22 protein-coding genes and 1 pseudogene are annotated in these 22,268 nt (G+C 56.6%); 8 read left to right on the plus strand and 15 right to left on the minus strand.

Annotation, left to right across the window (positions count from 1 at the left end; all coding sequences use genetic code 11):
- Together C7964_RS02010 and C7964_RS02015 are read left to right on the plus strand one after the other, a co-directional pair.
- Positions 1-1,293 (plus strand): amino acid ABC transporter permease, encoded by a 1,293-nt coding sequence (locus C7964_RS02010; RefSeq protein WP_110278017.1) that lies wholly within the window; start codon positions 1-3, stop codon positions 1,291-1,293.
- Between the two features lie 12 nt (positions 1,294-1,305).
- On the plus strand, positions 1,306-2,073 hold the full coding sequence (locus tag C7964_RS02015) for an amino acid ABC transporter ATP-binding protein (protein WP_110278018.1): 768 nt from the start codon (positions 1,306-1,308) through the stop codon (positions 2,071-2,073).
- 49 nt (positions 2,074-2,122) lie between these two features.
- On the opposite strand, the gene C7964_RS02020 is transcribed toward C7964_RS02015, so the two are convergent.
- The 11 genes from C7964_RS02020 to C7964_RS02065 all read right to left on the minus strand — a co-directional run bounded on the left by C7964_RS02020 (position 2,123) and on the right by C7964_RS02065 (position 12,825).
- Positions 2,123-2,650, minus strand: coding sequence for a SixA phosphatase family protein (locus C7964_RS02020; protein WP_110278019.1), 528 nt, complete (start codon positions 2,648-2,650; stop codon positions 2,123-2,125).
- Positions 2,647-3,273, minus strand: coding sequence for a ferredoxin (locus tag C7964_RS02025; protein WP_110278020.1), 627 nt, complete (start codon positions 3,271-3,273; stop codon positions 2,647-2,649). The genes C7964_RS02020 and C7964_RS02025 overlap by 4 nt, the downstream gene beginning before the upstream one ends.
- Positions 3,274-4,131: an acetylglutamate kinase gene (gene argB / locus C7964_RS02030; RefSeq protein ID WP_181417089.1), complete on the minus strand. Its 858-nt coding sequence runs from the start codon at positions 4,129-4,131 to the stop codon at positions 3,274-3,276.
- 17 nt (positions 4,132-4,148) lie between these two features.
- Positions 4,149-4,796 (minus strand): ribosome biogenesis GTP-binding protein YihA/YsxC, encoded by a 648-nt coding sequence (yihA, locus tag C7964_RS02035; RefSeq protein WP_055295625.1) that lies wholly within the window; start codon positions 4,794-4,796, stop codon positions 4,149-4,151.
- Between the two features lies 1 nt (position 4,797).
- Positions 4,798-5,553 (minus strand): MOSC domain-containing protein, encoded by a 756-nt coding sequence (locus tag C7964_RS02040; RefSeq protein WP_110278022.1) that lies wholly within the window; start codon positions 5,551-5,553, stop codon positions 4,798-4,800.
- Positions 5,554-7,374 carry a membrane protein insertase YidC gene (yidC, locus tag C7964_RS02045; protein ID WP_110278520.1) on the minus strand — a complete coding sequence of 607 codons (1,821 nt, stop codon included), beginning with the start codon at positions 7,372-7,374 and terminating at the stop codon, positions 5,554-5,556.
- Positions 7,375-7,545: 171 nt separating this feature from the next.
- Positions 7,546-7,716 (minus strand): hypothetical protein, encoded by a 171-nt coding sequence (locus tag C7964_RS19860; RefSeq protein ID WP_181417090.1) that lies wholly within the window; start codon positions 7,714-7,716, stop codon positions 7,546-7,548.
- A gap of 260 nt (positions 7,717-7,976) precedes the next feature.
- On the minus strand, positions 7,977-9,278 hold the full coding sequence (locus C7964_RS02050) for an NAD(P)/FAD-dependent oxidoreductase (protein WP_110278023.1): 1,302 nt from the start codon (positions 9,276-9,278) through the stop codon (positions 7,977-7,979).
- On the minus strand, positions 9,278-10,672 hold the full coding sequence (locus C7964_RS02055) for an aspartate aminotransferase family protein (protein ID WP_110278024.1): 1,395 nt from the start codon (positions 10,670-10,672) through the stop codon (positions 9,278-9,280). The genes C7964_RS02050 and C7964_RS02055 overlap by 1 nt, the downstream gene beginning before the upstream one ends.
- A 13-nt stretch (positions 10,673-10,685) precedes the next feature.
- On the minus strand, positions 10,686-12,062 hold the full coding sequence (locus C7964_RS02060) for a glutamine synthetase family protein (RefSeq protein ID WP_110278025.1): 1,377 nt from the start codon (positions 12,060-12,062) through the stop codon (positions 10,686-10,688).
- A 112-nt stretch (positions 12,063-12,174) separates the two neighbouring features.
- Positions 12,175-12,825, minus strand: coding sequence for a GntR family transcriptional regulator (locus tag C7964_RS02065; RefSeq protein WP_110278026.1), 651 nt, complete (start codon positions 12,823-12,825; stop codon positions 12,175-12,177).
- Positions 12,826-12,969: 144 nt separating this feature from the next.
- Here C7964_RS02065 and C7964_RS02070 point away from each other — a divergent pair, with 144 nt between their 5' ends.
- From C7964_RS02070 to C7964_RS02085, 4 genes are all read left to right on the plus strand, one after another.
- Entirely contained in the window at positions 12,970-14,058 is a 1,089-nt protein-coding gene (locus C7964_RS02070) for a polyamine ABC transporter substrate-binding protein (RefSeq protein ID WP_110278027.1), read from the plus strand.
- 72 nt (positions 14,059-14,130) lie between these two features.
- Positions 14,131-15,252, plus strand: a complete 1,122-nt coding sequence (locus C7964_RS02075) for an ABC transporter ATP-binding protein (RefSeq protein ID WP_110278028.1) — start codon at positions 14,131-14,133, stop codon at positions 15,250-15,252.
- A gap of 17 nt (positions 15,253-15,269) precedes the next feature.
- Positions 15,270-16,160 carry an ABC transporter permease subunit gene (locus tag C7964_RS02080; RefSeq protein WP_110278521.1) on the plus strand — a complete coding sequence of 297 codons (891 nt, stop codon included), beginning with the start codon at positions 15,270-15,272 and terminating at the stop codon, positions 16,158-16,160.
- A complete protein-coding gene (locus C7964_RS02085) occupies positions 16,157-16,975 on the plus strand; it encodes an ABC transporter permease (RefSeq protein ID WP_110278029.1) in 819 nt (272 codons plus the stop codon). Before C7964_RS02080 ends, C7964_RS02085 begins: the two co-directional genes overlap by 4 nt.
- Before the next feature lie 31 nt (positions 16,976-17,006).
- Here the strand turns inward: C7964_RS02085 and C7964_RS02090 are convergent, their stop codons facing one another.
- The gene (locus tag C7964_RS02090; protein ID WP_110278030.1) at positions 17,007-19,010 is read right to left on the minus strand and encodes a M10 family metallopeptidase; all 2,004 of its coding nucleotides are present in this window, start codon (positions 19,008-19,010) and stop codon (positions 17,007-17,009) included.
- Between the two features lie 236 nt (positions 19,011-19,246).
- Between C7964_RS02090 and C7964_RS20185 the strand changes: the two are divergent.
- Positions 19,247-19,762, plus strand: a pseudogene (locus C7964_RS20185) (NAD(P)-dependent oxidoreductase); the annotation flags it as partial.
- A complete protein-coding gene (locus C7964_RS20190; protein ID WP_286163771.1) occupies positions 19,739-20,176 on the plus strand; it encodes an NAD-binding protein in 438 nt (145 codons plus the stop codon). The pseudogene C7964_RS20185 and the gene C7964_RS20190, both read left to right, overlap by 24 nt.
- Here C7964_RS20190 and C7964_RS02100 read toward each other — a convergent pair.
- The 3 genes from C7964_RS02100 to C7964_RS02110 form a co-directional block, all read right to left on the minus strand.
- The gene (locus tag C7964_RS02100; protein WP_110278031.1) at positions 20,173-20,847 is read right to left on the minus strand and encodes a hypothetical protein; all 675 of its coding nucleotides are present in this window, start codon (positions 20,845-20,847) and stop codon (positions 20,173-20,175) included. The two genes, C7964_RS20190 and C7964_RS02100, sit on opposite strands and share 4 nt — an antisense overlap.
- A gap of 133 nt (positions 20,848-20,980) precedes the next feature.
- Positions 20,981-21,193 carry a hypothetical protein gene (locus C7964_RS02105; RefSeq protein ID WP_110278032.1) on the minus strand — a complete coding sequence of 71 codons (213 nt, stop codon included), beginning with the start codon at positions 21,191-21,193 and terminating at the stop codon, positions 20,981-20,983.
- A gap of 46 nt (positions 21,194-21,239) precedes the next feature.
- Entirely contained in the window at positions 21,240-22,055 is an 816-nt protein-coding gene (locus C7964_RS02110; RefSeq protein ID WP_110278033.1) for a formate/nitrite transporter family protein, read from the minus strand.
- Positions 22,056-22,268 lie beyond the last annotated feature (213 nt).

The following is a 22,268-nucleotide window of genomic DNA, read 5'->3' on the forward strand; positions in this document are numbered from 1 at the left end:
ATGTCAGATAACACCTCAGTCGCTTTTGTTCGCACCGAAACCCTGCCGCAGTTGCCCCCGCCCGCAAGCGAGGCAGGTGTGGTCAAATGGATGCGCGAGAACCTGTTCTCGAGCATCCCCAACAGTATCCTGACGCTGGTATCGCTTTATGTGATCTATCAGCTGGTGACAGGCGCATTCCCCTGGATGGCAAATGGCATCTGGAACACAAACTCTCTGGCAGAGTGTCGTGAAATCCTTGATGGCGCCACGGGTGCCTGTTTCTCGGTTATCACGGAGCGCTGGAACCAGCTTCTGTTCGGGTTCAGTTACCCGTCTGAATTCTACTGGCGTCCGGGACTGGCCTTCCTTTTGCTGTTTGTCGCGGCTGCACCGGTCATGTTCTTCGACCTGCCGCGTAAATTGCTGCTCTTCACAGCGATCTATCCGTTCCTGGCCTACTGGCTGATCTGGGGTGGCACGATCTATACCCCACTCTTTGCACTGCTGGGCATTATCATCGGGTACCTTGTGTATGCACGCTTCGTCAAAGACAGCTTTGCGATGGGCTTTTTCGGTGGCGTGATTGCCGCGTTTATCGCGTGGTTTATCGGTGGATACATTGTCGGTGCTATCGCGCCTGCCGAGCCGTTCCTTGAGGCCGTGCAGTCGCGCGACATGGGGGGCTTTATGCTCAACATGACGCTGGGCGTGGTTTGTGTGTCGCTCTCGCTGCCCTTGGGTATCGTGCTGGCGCTGGGCCGTCAGTCAGACATGCCGATCATCAAGTGGATCTGCGTGATCTTCATCGAGTTCATCCGTGGCGTGCCGCTGATCACCCTGCTCTTCGTGGCAAACGTGGTTCTGGCCTACTTCCTGCCACCGGGGACAACGTTTGACCTTATCCTGCGGGTGATCATCATGATCACTATGTTCTCGGCCGCCTATATCGCCGAGGTGATCCGCGGGGGCTTGGCCGCTTTGCCGAAGGGCCAGTACGAGGCCGCTGACAGTCTCGGGCTTGATTATGCGCAGGCGATGCGTCTGATCATCCTGCCGCAGGCGCTCAAAATCTCGATCCCGGGCATCGTGAACGTGGCCGTGGGTCTGTTCAAGGACACCACGCTGGTATCGGTCATTTCGATGTTCGATCTCGTTGGTATGATCCGCGGTCCGATCCTGTCGTCCACCGACTGGAACGGGGTTTACTGGGAGCTGTTCATGGCGGCCTCGGTTCTGTTCTTCGTCGTGTGCTACGGCATTTCACAATACTCACAATGGTTGGAGCGCAGGCTCGCAACCGACCACCGATAGGAGGCTGAAACTATGGCCGAAGCAAAACAACTCAAAGTCTCGGACGAACTGGCGATTACCATTGAAGGCATGAACAAATGGTATGGTTCCTTCCACGTGCTGCGCGACATCGACCTGACGGTCTATCGCGGCGAGCGGATCGTCATCTGTGGCCCCTCGGGGTCCGGTAAGTCGACGCTGATCCGCTGCATCAACGCGTTGGAAGAGCACCAGCAGGGCAAGATCACCGTGGATGGTACCGTGCTGTCCTCGGATCTCAAGAATATCGACAAGATCCGGTCAGAGGTCGGTATGTGTTTCCAGCACTTCAACCTCTTCCCGCACCTGACGATCCTCGAGAACTGCACGCTGGCCCCGATCTGGGTACGCAAAACGCCCAAGAAGGAAGCCGAAGAAACCGCGATGCACTTCCTTGAGAAGGTCAAAATCCCCGAGCAGGCCGACAAGTACCCAGGCCAGTTGTCCGGTGGTCAGCAGCAGCGTGTGGCGATTGCCCGTTCGCTGTGCATGCGCCCGCGCATCATGCTATTTGACGAACCGACATCGGCGCTTGACCCCGAGATGATCAAAGAGGTGCTCGACACCATGATCGAGTTGGCCGAAGAGGGCATGACCATGCTCTGCGTGACCCACGAGATGGGCTTTGCCCGTCAGGTCGCCAACCGCGTGATCTTTATGGACCAGGGCCAGATCGTGGAACAGAACGAACCTGAAGAGTTCTTCAACAACCCGCAATCAGACCGGACCCAGTTGTTCCTGAGCCAGATTTTGGGTCACTAGAACCAATCAAATTCGATCAGAAGAAGCCCCGGTCAGCGCCGGGGCTTTTTCATTCAATATCCTGCGCCGAAGTCCCGATCAGATCGCGCGGCACGACAAAGGCTTTGCAATACCCGGTTCGGGCTTTGGCCTGCATCCAGCTCTCTCCGTCGAAATCAATCACCGTGGTGGCGCATGTCGGATAGTCGCTGAACCGGTGATGTTTCGGTGGAACCCTGACCAGAATATTGGCCAGCATGCCGATGCCGGGGTTGTGGCCGATGACGGCGACGTTCTGGGCTGTTTGCCGGTGCAGCAAATCAAGGATCGTATCGGGCGATGCGTGATAGATCGTGCCGGTCAACTCCAGCTTGGGCTGCGGGTCCAGTGAAGGCAGGATGAGTGCCGCTGTCTCTCGGGTTCTTATCGCATCAGAGCAAAGCACCACATCGGGCAGATAGCCCTCTGCCGCCATCCATGCGCCAATCGCCTCGGCTGATGCACGTCCGCGCGCGTTCAGCACACGCGCATGATCATCGGCGAATGGATCGCTCCAGCTTGATTTCGCATGGCGGATCAGGATCAGGCGCAGGGTCACAGGAAGGCCTCCATATGGAACGCGGATTGGGCGGGCAGGCGGGTGCCCCGGCCCACGGGGCAGGCACGGCGCGCAAGACATCCTCCGGCGCGGCAGGTCGCACCAGCTTCTGAGGCGACGTGGGCTTTGCAGGCGGCAACATCATAGCCGTCGATAAACGCGCCCACAGGGCAGGCGGAGGCGCAGGGTTGTGCGCATGTCAGGCAGGGCTTTTGGTTGCTGCCAATTTCCGCTGGCTTTTTCCAGCGTAACGCACCACGGAAAGACGTGAAGAGCCCTGCCGTGTCATGCACCAGAAATCCGATCGGTGATGTCCAGAACCGCCCCGTTTGTTTGGCCCATGTAAAGAACGGCGCATAGGGTGGGCCGCCGAACGGGAAGAGCGGTTCTGCGTCAAGCGTCACGGCCAATTCACCGATGATGCGGGTAGACCAGCGGTCCATCGGGTCAGGCTGCCCGTCTTTGTATTCAGGACAGGCCGCAAAGATGGGCCAGAAGGCAGGTTCATCGGGGCCGATCAAGGTAATCGTGCTGTCCCCGTCAAGGCAGTCGCCCAAGGGCTGCAGCCCATGGGGTGCGAGCAATGCGCCCAAGTCAGCCGCAATGCCCACGTGCTTCGACATTTAATCGCGGGGTGCGCGAATGATGGAACCGGCGCCATGTTCGGTGAAAAGTTCCAACAGGCTGGCGTTTGGCAGCCGGCCATCAAGGATCACAACAGCACGCACGCCCTTTTCAATCGCATCAAGGGCGGTTTCCGTTTTCGGGATCATGCCGCCGGAAATCGTACCGTCAGCAATCATCGCGCGGACCTGTTCAGGGGTGATCTGGGTGATCACATTACCTTCGGCGTCCTTAACACCTGCCACGTCCGTCAGAAGAAGCAGGCGGTCCGCTTTCAGTGCACCGGCAATGGCACCGGCCGCAGTGTCGCCGTTGACGTTGAAGGTCTCGTTGAAGTCCATGCCTGTGGCAACGGGTGCAACCACCGGAATAATCCCGGCAGAAAACAGGTCGCGCAACACCTGCACATTCATTTCGATCGGCCTGCCGACAAAGCCAAGTTCGGGATCGTCCGCCTCGGCGACCATCAGGTCATCGTCCTTGCCCGAAAGGCCGACGGCCCGCCCGCCTTCATCCATGATGGCCTGCACGATCCGCTTGTTCACCAGACCGGTCAGCACCATCTCGACCACTTCGACCGTGTCCTTATCCGTGACACGTTTGCCGCGCACGAATTCGGATTTGATCCCCAGTTTATCCAGCATTTCGTTGATCATGGGGCCGCCGCCATGCACGACAACGGGGTTCATGCCAACCTGCCGCATCAAGACGATATCGCGGGCAAATTCGGCCATCGCATTTGCGTCGCCCATGGCGTTGCCGCCGAATTTGATCACGACAACTGCGCCGGAATAGCGCTGTAGATAAGGGAGTGCCTCTGACAGAGTTCGCGCGGTTGCGATCCAGTCACGGTTCATATCTTGTTTCCTTGTATTCATTCTATTCCCGCAATGACGGCGCGCAGCGTCGCAATACCATCACCCTTTTCGGACGACGTCAGGATCAGTTCAGGAAATGCCGCGGGGTGTTTGGCCAATGCGGCGCGGGTCTTGTCAAGCGAGGTTTGCAGCGCGTCACCGCGCAGTTTGTCAACCTTGGTCATGACAACCTGAAAGGTCACAGCCGAGCTATCCAGCAGTGACATGATCTCTTCATCCACCGCTTTGGCCCCGTGCCGCGCGTCAATCAGCACAAAGACGCGGCGCAGGGTCTGACGACCCGAGAGGTATTGCTTGAGCAGGCGCTGCCACTTTTCAACAACCGCCACAGGCGCATTGGCAAAACCATAGCCGGGCAGGTCGACGACATAGATGTCGCCTGCCGTGAAGTAGTTGATTTCCTGGGTCCGCCCCGGCGTGTTGGATGCACGCGCCAGCCCTTTGCGCCCTGTCAGCGCGTTGATCAGGGATGATTTGCCAACGTTCGAGCGGCCAGCAAAGCAGACCTCGATCCGGTCCGCAGGGGGCAGGCCGTCCATCGCGACAACGCCTTTGACGAACTCTGTTTCGCCCGCAAAAAGCAGGCGGCCCTTTTCGAGCGTTTGTGCGTCAGGCTCTTCCACTTCGGGAAAGCGCATTTCCATTTCAGATTACCTTTGCCGTATCGTTGAGGGCGATCTTACCGCCCTTGATGACCTTGGCATAGACGCCAAAATCCTGATGGTTCCAACCATCGCGCAAAGCCGAGAGCGTATCAACGTCACGTTCGCCTGTGCGCGGGTTGGCCATCGTATGCTTGCAGCGTTCAATAGGTTCAACGACCTGCAAGACGGCTTCGCCGATTTGCACATCCTTGCCGACCCACGTCATTTCTTCCCATGCAGCGGTGCCATCCAGCCAGATATTGCCGCGCCAGCGTTCCACCTCAAGCGGGTGTCCCAACCTGTCCGCCACAGCCTCATGGCTGGCCGTCGTCATGATCGAGACCGAGGGATAATCCGTGTCCGTCATTCCGCGCGCGGGCACTTTGGCAAGCCCCGTCGGCTGGCGTTTGTCGGGCGGGCAGAGGGGGCGCACCCAGTCAAGGAATTTCGCCGCATCCGAGGGGTCATCCGGATCAAAGCTGACCTCACCCAACGCGTCATGGCGCAGAGTGATCTTGCCCGCCACATCATCAAGCATCGCCCAAATACCGGCAAGGCCAGGCGTGCCTGTGCCAATCATGAAATTGGCGCAAGGCGCCCATTCGGGTGCATCGGCATCAAACCTTGTGGCCTCATGCGTGACCGCCCAGACGCGATCCCAAGGCAGCGTCTGACCAGAGATGAGCGTGACTTGCTCAAGCGGTTCACGCCCGTGGCTTTTGATGGGGTGCCGCCACAACGCGGCGACACGTGCCATCTACTTGCCCTCTTTCTTCGCGTCTTCCGATGCAGCCTTTTTCTTGATGCTGGCCTTGATGTTGCCAAAGACATCCGGCTTGGCGCCGTGGCTCCGCATAATCGCATACTGCTGGGTAAAGGTGATGATGTTGTTGGCAATCCAGTACAGGACCAGACCGGACGCAAAGTGGCCCAGCATGAACATGAAGACCCATGGCATCCACGCAAAGATCATCTGCTGTGTGGGGTCTGTCGGGGCCGGGTTCAGCTTTTGCTGCAACCACATCGACACACCCAGCAGGATTGGCAGGATACCGATAAATATCAGCGCAAGGATTGAACCGGGTTCGGGCGCTGCAAAGGGCAGCAAGCCGAAGAGGTTCAGGAGGGATGACGGATCAGGCGCTGACAGGTCGCGGATCCAGCCGATCCATGGCGCGTGGCGCAGTTCGATCGTGACAAAGATCACCTTGTAGAGCGAGAAGAAGATCGGGATCTGCAACAGGATCGGCAAACAGCCTGCGGCAGGGTTTACCTTATTGTCTTTGTAGAGCTTCATCATGCCTTGCTGCATGGCCTGCTTGTCGTCGCCTGCGCGCTCTTTCAGCTTCTCCATCTCCGGCTGAAGCTCTTTCATCTTTGCCATCGAGACATAGGATTTATAGGCAAGCGGCAGCACGATGATTTTCAGGATCACGGTCAGCGCGAGAATCGACCAACCCATGTTGCCAATCACGATGTTCAGGTAGTGCAGCAGTGCAAAGATCGGCTTGGTCAGGAAAAAGAACCAGCCCCAGTCAATGCTATCCAGAAAGCCGTCAACGCCTTCTTCGTCCTGATAGTGGCGGATTTCGTCCCATTCCTTGGCACCTGCAAAGAGACGGGTCGTGACGGTGGTGGTTTCACCGGCAGCAACCGTTTCAATCGGCATCACAGCCTCGACCTGATAGAGGTCGCGGACATCGAAGTACTTGGAGGTGGAGCGGAACGGCACACCCTGTTCAGGGATCAGCGTGGTCATCCAGTAGTGGTCGGTATATCCGATCCAGCCGGATGAGGTGACATCCAGACGCTCGGCCTGTGTGCGTTCGCGCGGATCAACGGCATACTCTGTAATATCGCTATAGCCGGTTTCCTCGAGCTCACCATCGGTCATCCGCACCATGCCTTCGTGCAGGATGAAGAAGTTTTTCAGATCTGCAGGCTCTCCGTGGCGGCGCAGAATGCCATAGGGCCGCGCGGAAACGGCTGCGTCTGACGTGTTCTCGACGCTTTGGGCAAAGCTGAACATATAGGCGTCATCGACCGAAATTTCGGTGCGGAAAATCTGGCCTGCGCCGTTGTCCCACGCGATGGTCACGGGGGTGGTTGGCGTCAGTGTATCACCGCTTTCCAGTGACCAGACTGTGTCTGGTCCAGGAACCGCGCTTGCATCGATGCCGTCGGTTGCGGTCCAGCCGAAGGACGCGAAATAGGCACCCGCTTCGCCAACAGGTTTCAGCAGACGTACAATCGGTGCGTCCTCATCAAGTGTTTCGCGGTATTGCGTCAGCGCCAGATCATCGATCCGACCACCCAAAAGGGAGATGGAACCGCTCAGTTCATCGGTTTCAATCGGTACACGTGGGGCCTCGGCGGCTGCCTCTGGCGCATCGGTTGGCGTCATGGCGGTGGGTGCCACTGGATCAGACGCGGGCAAGGTCGCATCTTCGAGCAGCTGGGCGCTTTCGGTCGCAGGATCAACGGGCAGATCCTCGGGCGGGAACAGTGTGGTCCATGCCACGATCACGGCAAAGCTTAGCACCGTTGCCAAGATGAGGTTCTTGTTCTGGTCGTCCATCTGAAAACCACCCATTTTTCCTAGAAAAGTCTGTGGGTGGTTCAACCTGTCAGGGGGGGAAAGGTCAAGCGGTTTTCAGGGTTTTTGGACCGATTGAAGCAGTTGTGAGCGACCAATGCGCTGTCATGCCGCCTCCTGAGCGTCAAATCCAATGCACGCCGTCGGGAATTCTCAGGAGTTTTGTGAGTCCAGGAACCGCTTGCGGGTCCGTTGAAAGACATCGGTCAAGCGCGGATCGTTGGCCGTGAGCTTTTTCAGCATCTCCAAAAATGCTTCGTCGTCTTGACCAAAGAAGGCCAGCGCTGCTTCGTCAGGATCCATTGATTTCGAAATGCTTTTCATACCATGCTACCTTATCACCATTACTTCTTGCCTGATAATTAGGCAATCGGGTGAAATTGGGGCCATAATTGGGCCTAAACTTAGATATTCAATAAGACTGTTAAAAATTACTCATCAAAGTATCGGTTGGCACATGACGCGGGATACGTGCCAGACCGTGCAAATTGGCAAAAAGCGCCTCTGCGCCCTTTTGCATTGAACCTTTCGGTCGCCCGCAACGCAAGTCTGGTTGCCCTTACCTCATGGCAACGTGATTGAAACTACAATTTATCGCGCAAGCTATACCACAACATCGCTAAAACCAGCAAAGGCGATCGGAATTTTGGCCCGCCGGGGAACGGATATGTCGGCACACGTGCCATGATGTCGAACCGTTCCGCCTGACCTGCGATGGTTTCCGCAGCGATCTGCCCCGAGAGCGTCGCGAGCGCGACACCCGATCCTGAAAATCCTGACATCGTCAGGATATTCCCGCCAATCCGTTCAAAATGCGGCATCCGGTTCATGGTGATGCCCAGTGTGCCACCCCATGCATGGTCAATCTCGACGTCTTTGAGTTGGGGGAAAATCTCGGCCAGCGGTTTGCGGACGGCCCCCGCAATGTCTTTGGGAAACCTATAGCCATAGCTTTCGGTGCCACCGAACAAGAGCCGGTGATCCTCGGAGAAGCGAAAGTAGTTCACCACGAATTTGCTATCGGCGACGGCATAGTTGTTGCGGATAATCCGGTTCTGCGCCTCGGGCGTCATCGGTTTGGTCGAGACGATGAAATTGTTGATCGGCATGACGCGGGCGGCCACGTGCTTTTGCAGCGTGCCCAGATAGCCGTTGCAACCCATCACAACAAAAAGCGCCTTGATGTTTGCGTCGTCCGTCTTGACGCAAGCAGGATCACCTTCGTCAATCGCAGTGACCTTGGCACCCTCGAATATCCGCGCGCCTGCTTTGGTGGCAAGCCGCGCGAGGCCCAAAGCCAACTCCAGCGGGTTCACATGCCCCGCGCCTATATCAAGCGTGCCGCCATGATAGGCGGGCGAGTTCACAATCTCGCGGCATTCCTCGGGTGACAGCAGGCTGATTTTGTCGTCGCCGTATTTGTCCTGCATATGCGCGACATAGGCGTGGTTGTGGGCATGATCGCGCGCGCGGTGGACCGTGTGCACGATGCCGGGGTGAAATTCTGTGTGGACCTCGTCCTTGCTGCAAAGTTCACGCACCAGATCCGTCGCCTGACAGCCGATATCCCATAAGGCGCGGGCGTGGGTATCGCCCACCATCGCCTCAAGGTCTTCCTGATCGCGCCGCTGACCGCGCGCGACCTGACCACCGTTGCGACCGGAGGCGCCAAAGCCCACGCGTTGTGCTTCCAGCAGCACCACATCATAGCCGCGCTGGGCCAGATGATAGGCGGTTGATAGCCCCGTGAAGCCGCCACCCACCACGCAGACATCACAGTCCAGATCACCCGCTGCGGCGGGAAATCTGTCCAGATGCGCCGCACTGTCGGCATAGTAGGAACGCGGGTATTCACCCGCGCGGTCGTTGACGCTCAGCAGGTCCATCAGCCCGCTTTCAGCAGATCGTCAGCTTTCAGTTTCTCATAGGCCTCGTCCAGTGACTTGCGCGCGCGCGCAATCAGGATGTCGATCTCGTCGCATGTGATCGACAAAGGCGGCGAGATTATCATCCGGTCGCCGACACTGCGCATGATGATGTTGTTTGCAAAACAGCGGTCGCGGCAGATGAAACCGGCGGTTCCTGTCTCGGCGGCAAAGACGGCGCGGGTGGATTTATCGGGTGTCAGTGCAAGCGACGCCATCATGCCCACTATCTTGGCCTCACCGACCAGAGGATGATCGGCCAGCGCTTCCCATTTTTCACGCAGGTAAGGTGCTGTCACATCGCGCACGTTTTCGATTATGCCTTCCTCTTCGAGGATCCGCAGGTTTTCCAGCGCCACTGCACAGGCCACGGGGTGACCCGAGTAGGTGTAGCCGTGGTTGAACTCCGTATCCCGCAGCACCTCGGCCACACGATCGGACACGATGGAACCGCCAATCGGGATGTAGCCAGAGCTGAGACCCTTGGCGATTGTCATGATATCAGGCGAAATCCCGACTGTTTGCGAGCCGAACCAGTTGCCGGTGCGCCCGAAGCCGCAGATCACCTCATCCGCGATCAGCAGGATATCGTATTTTTTGACGATCCGCTGGATTTCCGGCCAATAGGTTTCGGGCGGCACGATCACGCCGCCCGCACCCTGAATTGGTTCGGCGATGAAAGCCGCAACACGTTCGGGCCCGATTTCCTTGATCTTCGCTTCCAACTGGCGCGCGCGCTCCAGCCCGAATTCCTCGGGCGTCATATCGCCGCCTTCGGCCCACCAATGGGGCTGGTCGATGAATTCAATGCCGGGGATTGGCAGGCCACCCTGACCGTGCATCCCTTTCATGCCCCCCAACGACGCGCCGCCTATGGTCGAGCCGTGATAGGCGTTCCAACGCGAGATAATCACATCGCGCTGGGGTTCGCCTTTCTCGGCCCAATAGGTCCGCACAAGGCGAATGTTCGTGTCATTCGCATCAGACCCGCCATTGGCAAAGAAGACCTGGTTCAGATCGCCCGGGGCAAGTTCAGCGAGCTTCTTGGCCAGCATGATCGCAGGGATATGGGTTGTTTTGAAGAAGGTGTTGTAGAAGGGCAGCTCCTTCATCTGGCGCGCCGCGACCTCGGCCAGTTCGTCCCGACCATAGCCGATGTTGACGCACCACAGGCCCGCCATGCCGTCAATGATCTCATGACCGTCGCTGTCTTTCAGCCAGACGCCTTTGGCCGACGTAATCACGCGCGGTTTGCTTTCGGCAAGCGCGTTGGCATGACTAAAGGGGTGCAGGTGGTGCGCGGAATCGAGCGCCTGAAGTTCAGCGGTCGGGGGGTAGTTTGTAATGACGTTCATGGGGACCTCTGGGCTAGACGTTCAAAAGTAGGTGGCGGCGTTCCCAAGGCGAAATCTCGCGTTGGTATTCCTCGTTTTCGGCGACTTTGATTTGCTCATAAAGGCGGCAGAAATCCTCGCCCAAGAAACTGCGGATTTCTGTCGCGTCCTCGAAATAATCAAGCGCCTCGCGCAGGCTTGAGGGCAGGGGAAGGTCGCTTTCCCAGACTTCCTGAGTGGCTTCTGCGCGTGGTTCGATCTTGTTGACCATGCCAAGATAGCCAGAAGCCAAAGATGCCGCGATTGCGATGTAGGGGTTGCAGTCCATCCCGATGACACGGTTTTCAAGTCGCCGCGACTCAGGCCGCGAATGTGGTACGCGCAGCCCCGTTGTGCGGTTATCGGTGGCCCATTCAAGGTTTGCAGGCGCGCTTTGCCCGTCCACCGTCAGACGGCGGAAGGAGTTCACGTAAGGTGCCATCAACGGCATGACCTGCATCAGATAGGTCTGTGACCCACCGGTGAACCAACGGAACAAATCTGTGGCACTGCCATCTTCGGCAGAGAAGATGTTTTTGCCTGTTTCGATATCCACCACGCTTTGATGCACATGCATCGCGCTTCCCGGCTCATCCCGTTTGGGTTTGGCCATGAATGTGGCAAAGACGTTGTTCTTCAGTGCCGCTTCGCGGATCGTGCGTTTGAAATAGAACACTTGATCGGCCACGTGCAAAGGATCGCCGTGAATCAGGTTGATCTCGATCTGGCCGGCGCCGCCCTCCTGGATCAGCGTGTCAATTGGCAGGCCCTGCTGTTCGGCGTAGGTGTAAATGGTGTCAATCACGGGCCCGTATTCATCAACGGCCACCATGGAATAGACCTGACGGCTTGGTACCTTGCGCCCCGTCCGGCCAACGGGTGTCTCAATCGGATCATTCGGGTCGAGGTTGGGTGTTGTGAGGTAAAACTCCAACTCGGGCGCGATGACGGGCTTCCAGCCTTTTTCGGCGTAAGCGGCCATCACCTTCTTCAGAATCGAGCGCGGTGCGACAGAAAGCGGTGTGCCGTCGCGGTTGTACATATCGCAAATCACCTGCAGCGATACGTCATCCGCCCAGGGCACTGCGCATGCGGTTGACATATCCGGTCTGAGGATCGTGTCCTTTTCCAGCCACTGGTTTTCGATATCCATATCGACGTAATCGCCCGAAACCGTCTGGTAAAAGAGCGAGATCGGGAGTGCCATTTCGATATCGGGCCGGAATTTGGTCGCAGGCATGGTTTTGCCGCGTGATGTGCCGACGAGGTCGGGGATGATACATTCCACCCCGTCGATTTTGGCGCCTTTGCTGTAGGCCGTGAACTCTTCGGAAAGAGAATCTTGCCAGTTGGCGCTATTCGCTGATGACATTGGTGCCTCCTAAGGCGCGAGAGCGGTCGCTTTGGCCGCTGCTCGATAATTTGATCAAAAGTGCCGTGATAGTCAATCGCCACCTCGATGGCGATGCTTGAATTTTGTGCGTTCAGTCGGTCGCTGTTTGTTGGATGAACCCCATGCCTTGCCGGATATCCTGTGTCATGGCTTCGCGTGTTTTCTGTGCATCGCCCTGACGCAATGCCTGGATTGCCGCACGATGGTGATCCACGAGATTTGCGGTGCCATATCGCCCGCAGACCACCCGCAGCGACGGCCCCACACGAAGCCAGAGACTCTCTGCGATTCTACGCAGAATACCGGCGTCGGCAAGGTGATAGAGATGGAAATGGAAGCGGTAATTTGCTTCCAGATACCCTCGGATATCACCGCCCTTAATGGCGTCATCAACGAGACTGTCGAGACGTTCTAATTCATTGATATCATTCTGTGAAACATAAGCGACCGCTGCTTCGGCAAGCTCTGGTTCTACGGTCAGTCTGACCAGTTCGATCTGCTGCAATCTGCGGGTGGTCATGGCGGGTACAGCGATGCGCCTATTCTCGAGCGTGACAAGGGCGCCTTCCGCTGTCAATCGCCGGATTGCCTCGCGCGCAGGGGTGACACCGGTGCCGATCAAATCCGCCAGTCCGTGTATCGTGACTGGCTGTCCGGGAACGACCTCGCCAAAGAGAATCATCTCTTTGACGCGCAGGTAGATCGTTTCGTGTTCCGGCTTTTTGCTGATCAGTACGGTCATTTTTGTGCCTGCGTTCCAAGCATCCTTGTTTTCATAAACCCTTTAAGTTGTCAAAACCTATCAAATTTATGAGACGGGATTGCAAACGCTTATGATTTCATCAAAGCTGCTTGCCAGTGAATAGGATTCCTAACGGAGGATTACATGCCTAAAACGAATACATACGCTCTTCTTGCGGCCGCCGTGCTTGCAGCGCAGGCGGGCTGGGCCCAGGAAGTGCGCGTCTATAACTGGTCGGACTACATCGACGAAGATCTGTTGACCAAGTTCGAGGAAGAGACCGGTTTCGATCTGATCTATGACGTGTTTGACAGCAACGAAGTTCTGGAAACGAAACTTCTGGCTGGTGGGTCAGGCTATGACGTTGTCGTTCCCTCCGCGACATTCCTGCAGCGCCAGATCGCAGCAGGCGCGTTTCAGCCACTCGATAAATCGCAGCTGAGCAACATCGGCAACCTCTGGGATGTGGTCAGCGCACGCACCAATACCTACGATCCGGGCGGCGAGTATTCGATCAACTACATGTGGGGCACAACGGGCATTGGTGTGAACGTTGGTGAAGTGACCGCACGTTTGGGCGAAGACGCGCCGATCAATTCGCTGGCTTTGGTGTTCGATCCTGCGAACATGGAAAAGCTGGCTGACTGTGGTGTGCATTTCCTTGACGCGCCGACCGAGATGGTTCCGGCTGCATTGCAGTATCTTGGCGAAGACCCTGACGCGAAAGACGATGAGTCTCTTGCCAAGGCAGAGGCGGTTCTGGCCGCTGTCCGCCCCTATGTTCAGAAATATCACAGCTCGGAATATATCTCGGCTCTGGCGAACGGCGACATCTGTGTGGCTTTCGGTTGGTCCGGTGATATCCTGCAATCACGCGACCGCGCAGCAGAGGCCGACAATGGCATCGAGATTGCCTACAACGCCCCTGTCGAGGGTGCCTTGATGTGGTTTGACCAGATGGCGATCCCTGTGGATGCACCGAACCCTGAAGGCGCGCACGCATTCCTGAACTTTATTCTGGATGCCCAGAACATGGCGGATGCGTCCAACTACGTCTACTACGCCAATGGTAACATCGCCTCGCAAGAGCTCTTGGTGGAAGACGTGATCGGTGATCCAGCCATCTATCCGGATGCCGCAACGCTTGAGACGCTTTATACCACCACACCTTTTGATGCGCGCTCGCAGCGTTCGCTCACACGGATGTGGACACGGGTAAAATCCGGCACATAAGATAGACCTACCCCGGCCCGGAACACGGGCCGGGGCTTTTGCAACATACAAGTATCTGAGGCCCCGATCCCTATGCCACAAACCGCATTTGAGCCTTGGAACGACCCTGACGCAAAGCCGTTGATCCAGTTTCGCAATGTGTCGAAACGCTTTGGCGACTTCACCGCGATTGATGATCTGAGCATCGATATTTTCGAGCGTGAGTTCTTTGCCCTGCTTGGCCCCTCGGGCTGCGGCAAGACCACAATGATGCGGATGCTGGCAGGGTTCGAGACGCCGACATCCGGCACGATCATGTTGGACGGGCAGGACATTTCGCCGATCCCGCCAAACAAGCGCAGCGTGAACATGATGTTCCAGTCCTATGCGCTGTTTCCCCATTTGACTGTTTACGAAAACATCGCCTTCGGCTTGCGCCGCTCGAAGATGCCAAAAGACGAGATAGACGCGCGCGTCAAGCAGATGCTGAAGCTGGTGCAGATCGAGAAATTCGGCGCCCGCAAACCCGAGCAAATCTCCGGTGGTCAACGCCAGCGCGTGGCTCTTGCCCGCGCTTTGGCCAAGGGCCCCAAGCTCTTGCTACTGGATGAGCCGCTGTCCGCACTCGACAAGAAGTTGCGACAGGACACGCAGTTCGAGTTGATGGATATTCAGGAAAAAACCGGCACGACCTTTGTGGTGGTCACCCACGATCAGGAAGAGGCGATGACTGTTGCGTCGCGTGTGGCGGTGATGGACCATGGCAAGCTCAAGCAGGTTGATACCCCCGACCGCATTTATGAGGCCCCGAACAGCACCTATGTTGCGGATTTCATCGGCGATGTGAACATTATCGAAGGCTATGCGACGAAGCAGGGCGACACGGTGTCGATTGCATGGTCCGAAGGGCATAGCCCGATCATTGGCACACCGTCGAAACCGATTGCCGATGGCAAGGTCAGCTTTGCGATCCGCCCCGAAAAGATTGCGATTTCCGCAGAACGGCCGACCGACCGGAACAACATTGTCCACGGCAAGGTGCTCGACATCGCCTATCTGGGTAACCTGTCGACCTATCATGTGGCGCTGCCGGATGGCACGATCATCAAGGCGCAGACCGCCAACTCCCGCCGGCGGTCAAGCCGTCCGTTTACCTGGGATGATGAGGTCTGGCTGTCTTGGACCGATACAGCCGGCATCGTGTTGGAAAGCTGAGGGAGCGCGCGATGAACATGCGTCGTTTCTCTTTGATTGCGGTTCCCTACGGGTGGCTGCTCCTTCTCTTTCTTGTGCCCTTCCTGATCGTCTTCAAGATCTCGCTGTCGGATGTGGCCCTTTCTATCCCGCCCTACACACCAACGCTGGAGCTGTCCGAAGGCTGGGCGGGCTTTCGTGATTTTCTGTCGCAACTGGATTTCGAGAATTACGAGTTTCTTGCGACGGATGATCTTTACTGGAAAAGCTATCTTTCCAGTTTGCAGATCGCGTTTATCTCGACGACGATCTGTCTGCTGATCGGCTTTCCTATTGCCTATGGCATGGCCAACGCGCCCAAGGAATGGCAGCCGACCCTGATGCTTCTGGTGATCCTGCCGTTCTGGACCAGCTTTCTGATCCGCGTCTATTCGCTGATCGGCATTCTGAGCCAGGAAGGCATGCTGAACCAATTTCTGATGTGGATCGGTATCATTAACGAACCGCTGACGATCCTGAACACGAACATCGCGGTCTATATCGGGATCGTTTACACCTATGTGCCTTTCATGATCCTGCCGATCTATGCGACGTTGATTAAACTTGACGGATCGCTGCTAGAGGCCGCCGAAGACCTGGGCTGTTCACGGACCGAGGCGTTCTGGCGCATCACCGTGCCCCTGTCCAAGGCGGGTATTATCGCGGGCTGTTTCCTTGTCTTTATCCCTGCGCTGGGCGAATTCGTGATCCCCTCGCTGTTGGGTGGCTCTGACACGCTGATGATCGGCAAGGTGCTCTATGAGGAATTCTTCGCCAACCGCGATTGGCCGGTGGCTGGTGCCGTGGCTGTCATCCTGCTGCTGATCCTGATCATCCCGATCGTGCTCTACCAGCGCAACGAGCAAAAGATGATGGAGGCCGACACATGAGACGGCTGACATGGTTCAACGCGACATCGCTGACACTGGGTTTTGCGTTCCTCTACATCCCGATGATCGTTGTGATCATCTACAGCTTCAACGAAAGCCGTCTGGTCACCGTCTGGGGCGGCTTTTCGACCAAGTGGTATGGCGAGTTGTTGCGCAATGAGTCGTTTCTTGACGCGGCCTGGGTGACGTTCCAGGTCGGGTTCTTTTCATCCATTATTGCTACGATCCTTGGCACAATGGGGGCCTATGTGCTTGTGCGCGGCGGCCGTTTCTACGGGCGCACCCTGTTTTCTGGCATGATGTATGCGCCGCTCGTGATGCCGGAAGTGATTACAGGTCTTTCGCTGCTCCTGCTCTTTATCTCGATCGGACTGGATCGTGGCATGTTCACGATTATCCTCGCCCACGGGACATTTGCGATGTGCTATGTCTCGGTGGTGGTCAGTTCGCGTCTGGTCAGCTTTGACCGTTCGGTCGAAGAGGCGGCCCTTGATCTGGGCTGCACCCCGTTCGAGGCGTTCCGCCTTGTCACCCTGCCCATCATCGCGCCTGCCGTTATTTCGGGCTGGTTGCTGGCGCTGACCTTGTCCCTTGATGATCTGGTGATTGCATCATTTGTCGCGGGGCCATCGGCGACAACGCTGCCGATCAAAGTGTTCAGTTCGATCCGCCTGGGGGTGAGCCCCGAAATCAACGCGCTCTCCACCATTCTGATCGGGATCGTCACCATCGGGACGATTGCGGCGTCCTTGACCACCAAACGCGCCGTCATGCGGCGGCAGCGCGAAGAGCGGATGGCAGAGCAGGCGGGCTGAACACTGTGCCGGAGGGCATCAGGGCCGCTATTTAGAGGATGAAGTCACCTGCAGTCACGCCGGTAGTTTCTTCAAGCGTGATACCCATATCCGCAATTCCGTCGCCGTCCTGATCAACAAAGATGATGGTGTCGCTGCCGGACATTGTCGCCCAAATCTCGCCAGCCGCATTTGTCGGCGCGCCACCAGAGTTGAAGGTAAATGCCTGATCACCGCCAAGCGACAGATTGGCGTCAATCATGCTGAGATCAATGAGGTCTGCTTCGGTGTCAAAATCTGTAATGGTGTCTCGGTTGTTGTCCCAGCTGTCGCTGATCGCATTAAAGATGAAGACATCGGCGCCACTCCCGCCGGTCATCGTGTCCTGACCCAGACCGCCTGTGATGTCGTCCGCACCGCCACCGCCTTGGATGGTGTCATTGCCACGGCCACCAAAGAGCGCGTCATTGCCGCCACCACCTGTGATCTGATCGTTGCCGCTGCCGGCATAGACTGTGTCGGCACCCGTGCCGCCAGTGATCTGGTCATTCCCGGAACTGCCGTAAATCGTGTTTGTCCCGCCGCTTGTCGAGATCGTGTCGTTGCCAGAGTTTCCGTCGACTGCGTCGTTGTTGGCACCTGCATCAATCACGTCACTGCCGGTCCCACCGGATATGTCGTCGTTGCCAGCACCGCCATTCAGCGTGTCTTGACCGTGACCACCAATCAAAAGGTCGTTGCCGCCGTTTCCGGTCAGAACATTGTCCGCGTCGTTTCCGACGAGAATATCATTGCCGCTGCCGCTTGTTGCGTTTTCGATCACAACACCGTTTGCGATGGTAAAGCCGCCTTGGATACCCGAGGCGTTTGAGATGAAACCGCCGCCGCCAACTTCATACTCCAGTGTCGCAGGCCGCAGATCAATCACGGTATCGCGGGTCCCGCTATATGTGATTGTATCAACCCCGCCTGTATCCCAGATCGCAACCCAACCTGTCCCGACTGCGTTCGCGCTGGCCAGTTCATAGGTGTTGTTGCCGTTGTTGTGGGTGGTGTTTGCGCCATAGAGCTCTTGCAACATCGCGATATCGAGCGCCATCGGGCTTGCGGCATCGCCATAGGAATTTGTCGTTGGTGATGCGCCGTTCCAACCGCCATTATATGACATGATCGTATAGACGGTTTGGTTAAGCTCAAAATCGCCGTAGATGCCAAATGGGAAGTTGCCAGCTCTCTGGTCGCCAAGCCCGGCCAAGACGATGTCACCATCATGTGGATGATCGAGCCCCAAGCCGTGAAGGGCTTCATGAATCACCGTCGAAAACCCGAGCCCGCCAGCAGTCAGGCCGTCCGACCAGCCAAAGCCGTTGGCGTTGAAAACACCCATGGAAGCGCCCGTATAATTTGCGTTTCCCGGCAGATAAAAATAACCAAGAAGCCCAGGAGAGCCTAATTCATTATCATCCAAAACCATCTGGAAATCTGCGTTGGACTCGGTCGACAAAACAAACCTCAGGTCAACATAATTCGAAATGACACCCAATGCCGCCATGACAGCGTCACGTTCGGATTGAGTCCAGCCATCTGAAACGACTTCCGAGCTGCCCAGTCGGCTGACATCAAAATTTGCCCTGTTGCCATCTTCTACAAAGTAGACGGTAATAACGTCATCACCACGGGCCAGACCGGAATCAAGTGGATCCACCGGCGTCGTCTCCGTGGCTGTCAACTGATAGCTACCTGTGCCGGAATCGTCGAATGCACCGGCTTCAATGTAGAACGTGCCACCCTCTGCGCTTCCGATGGTCACACGCGAGTCAATGTCGAAACCCTCAGAAACATCATCATTAATGGCAACCAAATTCCCGTCTGCGTCATAGACCCGCAAGATTGGATCATTCAGACCAATGCCAGTCAAATTGATTGCTGCATAGTGCCCCGGTCCAAGATCAATACGCACCCAATCGCGATCGCCGTTACTGTCGATCGCACTTGTAAGGCTGCCTCCAATTGTCAGCGTTGCTGAGGTTGAGGCATTATTGGGAATATCGGCCATGAAAAGTCTCTTCTGAAAGCGTGGAATGCTCTGAAAAATAACACAATGAAACGGGTTGCGTACAAAGGACACAAAAACTGTGGCAAAAATTAGTTCAACGCGCCGATAGGTTCAAATTTTCAGGCACAAGGCACTCCTTTTTATAACGTAGTCCGGCGCACGTTCTGGCATAAGCCATAGACTGTACACATCTGGCTTTCGTGTCGTGAAAACCCTAGGCTGGGCAGAGACAGCGTGATGGTAAATTACGACAGATAAATCAAAGGAGTGCTGGCCAAATGACAAACGAAACAATCGGTGTTGTTGGTGTTGGCCTGATGGGGCACGGGATTGCCAAGAACCTGCTCGCGGCGGACTATCCTGTCACGGTGATCGCCCACCGCAACCGGACCCCGATCGAGAGTCTGACAGCCCTTGGCGCGGTTGAGGTCAGCGACCTTGCGGGTATGGCGGCGACGTGTTCGGTCATCCACATCTGTGCCCCCGGATCGCCGCAAGTGGAAGAGATCGTTGGCGCGCTCTTGCCAGAGCTAAAGCCCGGCAGCATCATCGTCGATTGTTCGACATCTGATCCGACATCGACAATCGTATTGGCGCAAAAACTGGCAGAGGTCGGGTGCCACATGGCCGATGCGCCACTTGGCGGCACGCCCGTGCAGGCCGAGCAGGGGGAATTGGCCACAATGGTCGGGGCGGATGCCGGGATTTTCGCGCGGCTCGAACCTGTCATGGCAAGCTGGGCTGGCGCCATTGTGCACATCGGGCCATGTGGGGCAGGGCACAAGATGAAGCTTCTCAACAACTTTGTCTCGCTTGGCTATGCCGCACTTTATTCCGAGGCGCTGGCGCTCTCGCGCAAGGTTGGCATTTCGGTCGATCAGTTCGATTCCGTCATTCGCGGAAGCCGGATGGACTGCGGTTTCTATCAAACCTTCATGGGCTACGCGGTTGAGGGCAACCGCGAGGCGCATAAGTTCACACTGACCAATGCGCTAAAGGATTTGCGCTATCTTGAGGCGATGGCGGATAGTGTCGCGCTTTCCAATCCTGTCGGAAATGCCGTGAAAAACAGTTTCGCTCTGGCCAGCGCCGCCGGTGGCAGCGGGCCAGAGGATTATGTGCCGCATCTTGTCGATTATATCGCGCGGCAGAACGGATTGGACTAGAAGACACCGTAGTATGTCGCAACCTTGTCGGCCCAGTGCCGGTCAAGGGCGGCGGTATTTTCAAGCTGCGGACTGGCATCCAGCGTCGCTGCATCAATCGTAAGCACTGTTTTGGTATCGGCGTTGCCGACAGTTTCCACCAGATTGATTGGCAGGACACGCTGTGTTTCGGGCAATACCACGCCTGTATCAACGGCAAGGTGACTGACGGTCAGGTCCGCCGAACCAGCCAGAAGGCCGATCACCTTGCCAAGGTTCTCTGCCCCGTGACAGGCGACAGAGCCCGAGACATTGCGCGCTGAAAACAGCCTACCGTCCGGTGCGTTCTTTTCCAGAAACGTAGCAGCGACGTCCTTGCTTGACGGTCCAAGGATCAACGAGGGGATGTCACTGAATTGCAGCCCGTCATCAAGGCCCACCTTTTCAATGACTTCCAGATTTTCCACGTCAGCTTTGGTCAGTTGCAGCGTCACCAAACGGTCGTCCGGGTCGATCTTGCCAATTTTGTCGGCTGAAACCACGACGGTGTGATTGGACAATAAACCCCCCGTATCAATGGCGAGGTGTTTGATTTTCATCGTCTTCCGATCAATGAAGGCATCAATCACAGAGGCCTTAAAGTCCTCGGCTTGGGCCAAAAATCCAAAAAGATCGTTTACTGAAAATAGCATGAGAAATTCCTTTCTTCGTACGTGTCTTGATAATGATGGAACGTCCGTCAGCGCGGGGGCCTGGAACGGATCAGACGCGGCGACAGGGCCAGTGACTGGCGATGCCTTGCGCGGATTTCAAGGGATTAGAAGGCTACGGCGCGGCCACACTTGCGGACGGCATATTCATGCGTCGCAGGCGCTCCAGGTCGGTCTTGCTGTGGCATTCCGCCCCTCTTTCTTGCGTCGTTTCGCGCCAATCAATCTCGGCGCAGCCTAAGATACAGATAGGCTTTGTTACGCAAAATTCAAGATTTTCAGGTATTTTGGCAAAGATCATTGCGCCTTTTGCAAGTATCAGCGCCATGCAATTCCCCCCTCTCGGGTACGGTACTGCATGACGCGGGTGCCTTTCACTCTTTCGGGTTCTCGTCGATTTCTTCCTGCACCTGGCCCCATGCCAGCATGGTAAAGACCAATGTGCCGCCCACGATGTTGCCTGCAAGGACGGGCAAGAAAAACGCAAAGACAGCGTCCCCTGCCGTTGTTGCGCCAGTGACCAGCAAGAACCACATCTCGACCGATCCGGCCACGATATGCGCGAAATCCCCTGCCGCGATCAACCAAGTGATCGCCACAATTAGCCAAAAGACAGAATGCGTTGACTGCGGGATCATCCACACGAGAGCCGCTACCAGAATACCCGCCGGAATGGCGCGCATAAACGCTGTTGCCGGATCATACCCAAGCGCATGTTCGGACAGCGCTGCGATCGCCGGAAGCAGATCCGATGGAATAGCGGGAGTGAACGCGAACAGGCTGGCCGCCGCCAGCGCACCCACCACATTTGCCGCCAAGACAATGCCCCAAAGCTTCAGCACATTGGTCAGCATATGGAGTGTCGGTTTTGCAACCAACGGGAACACGGTTGTGATTGTGTTCTCGGTGAACAATTGCAAGCGCCCTAGGATCACGAGCAAGAACCCGAAGCTATACCCAAGGTTCTCGATCAAGTGACGGCTGGGCATGTCGGGCAAATAGGTCCGCAGGATCGCTTCGCCAAGAACGGAAAAGCTGATCATCAGGCCTGCCGCAATGCCGGACCAGATCAGTGACTTCGCAGGCCTTTGCAGTTCCTCTTCGCCCTCGCGGCGGATCACCTCGTATATCAGCCGTGGAGCAAGACTGGTGGCATCCTCAATGGTCTTCTTTTCTTTATGTTTTGTCATGAAATTACCTTTTCCTGATAAAGGACGTAGCTGACAAGACGCAGAATTCAACGAGAGGGCAGCTCGCATCGTTTTATCGAACCGCGCTTCCGCATCATGGCAGGTGGGTGCAGGACAATGTGGCAGCTGCCGCACTGTGAGGGCACAATCAGTGGTGTTTTTCCAAAACCAAGGTGTTGTCTGTCCCGAAAAAATCGAGCACAAAACAGCATG

It is taken from the genome of Loktanella sp. PT4BL (assembly GCF_003201935.1).
GTDB lineage: Bacteria > Pseudomonadota > Alphaproteobacteria > Rhodobacterales > Rhodobacteraceae > Yoonia.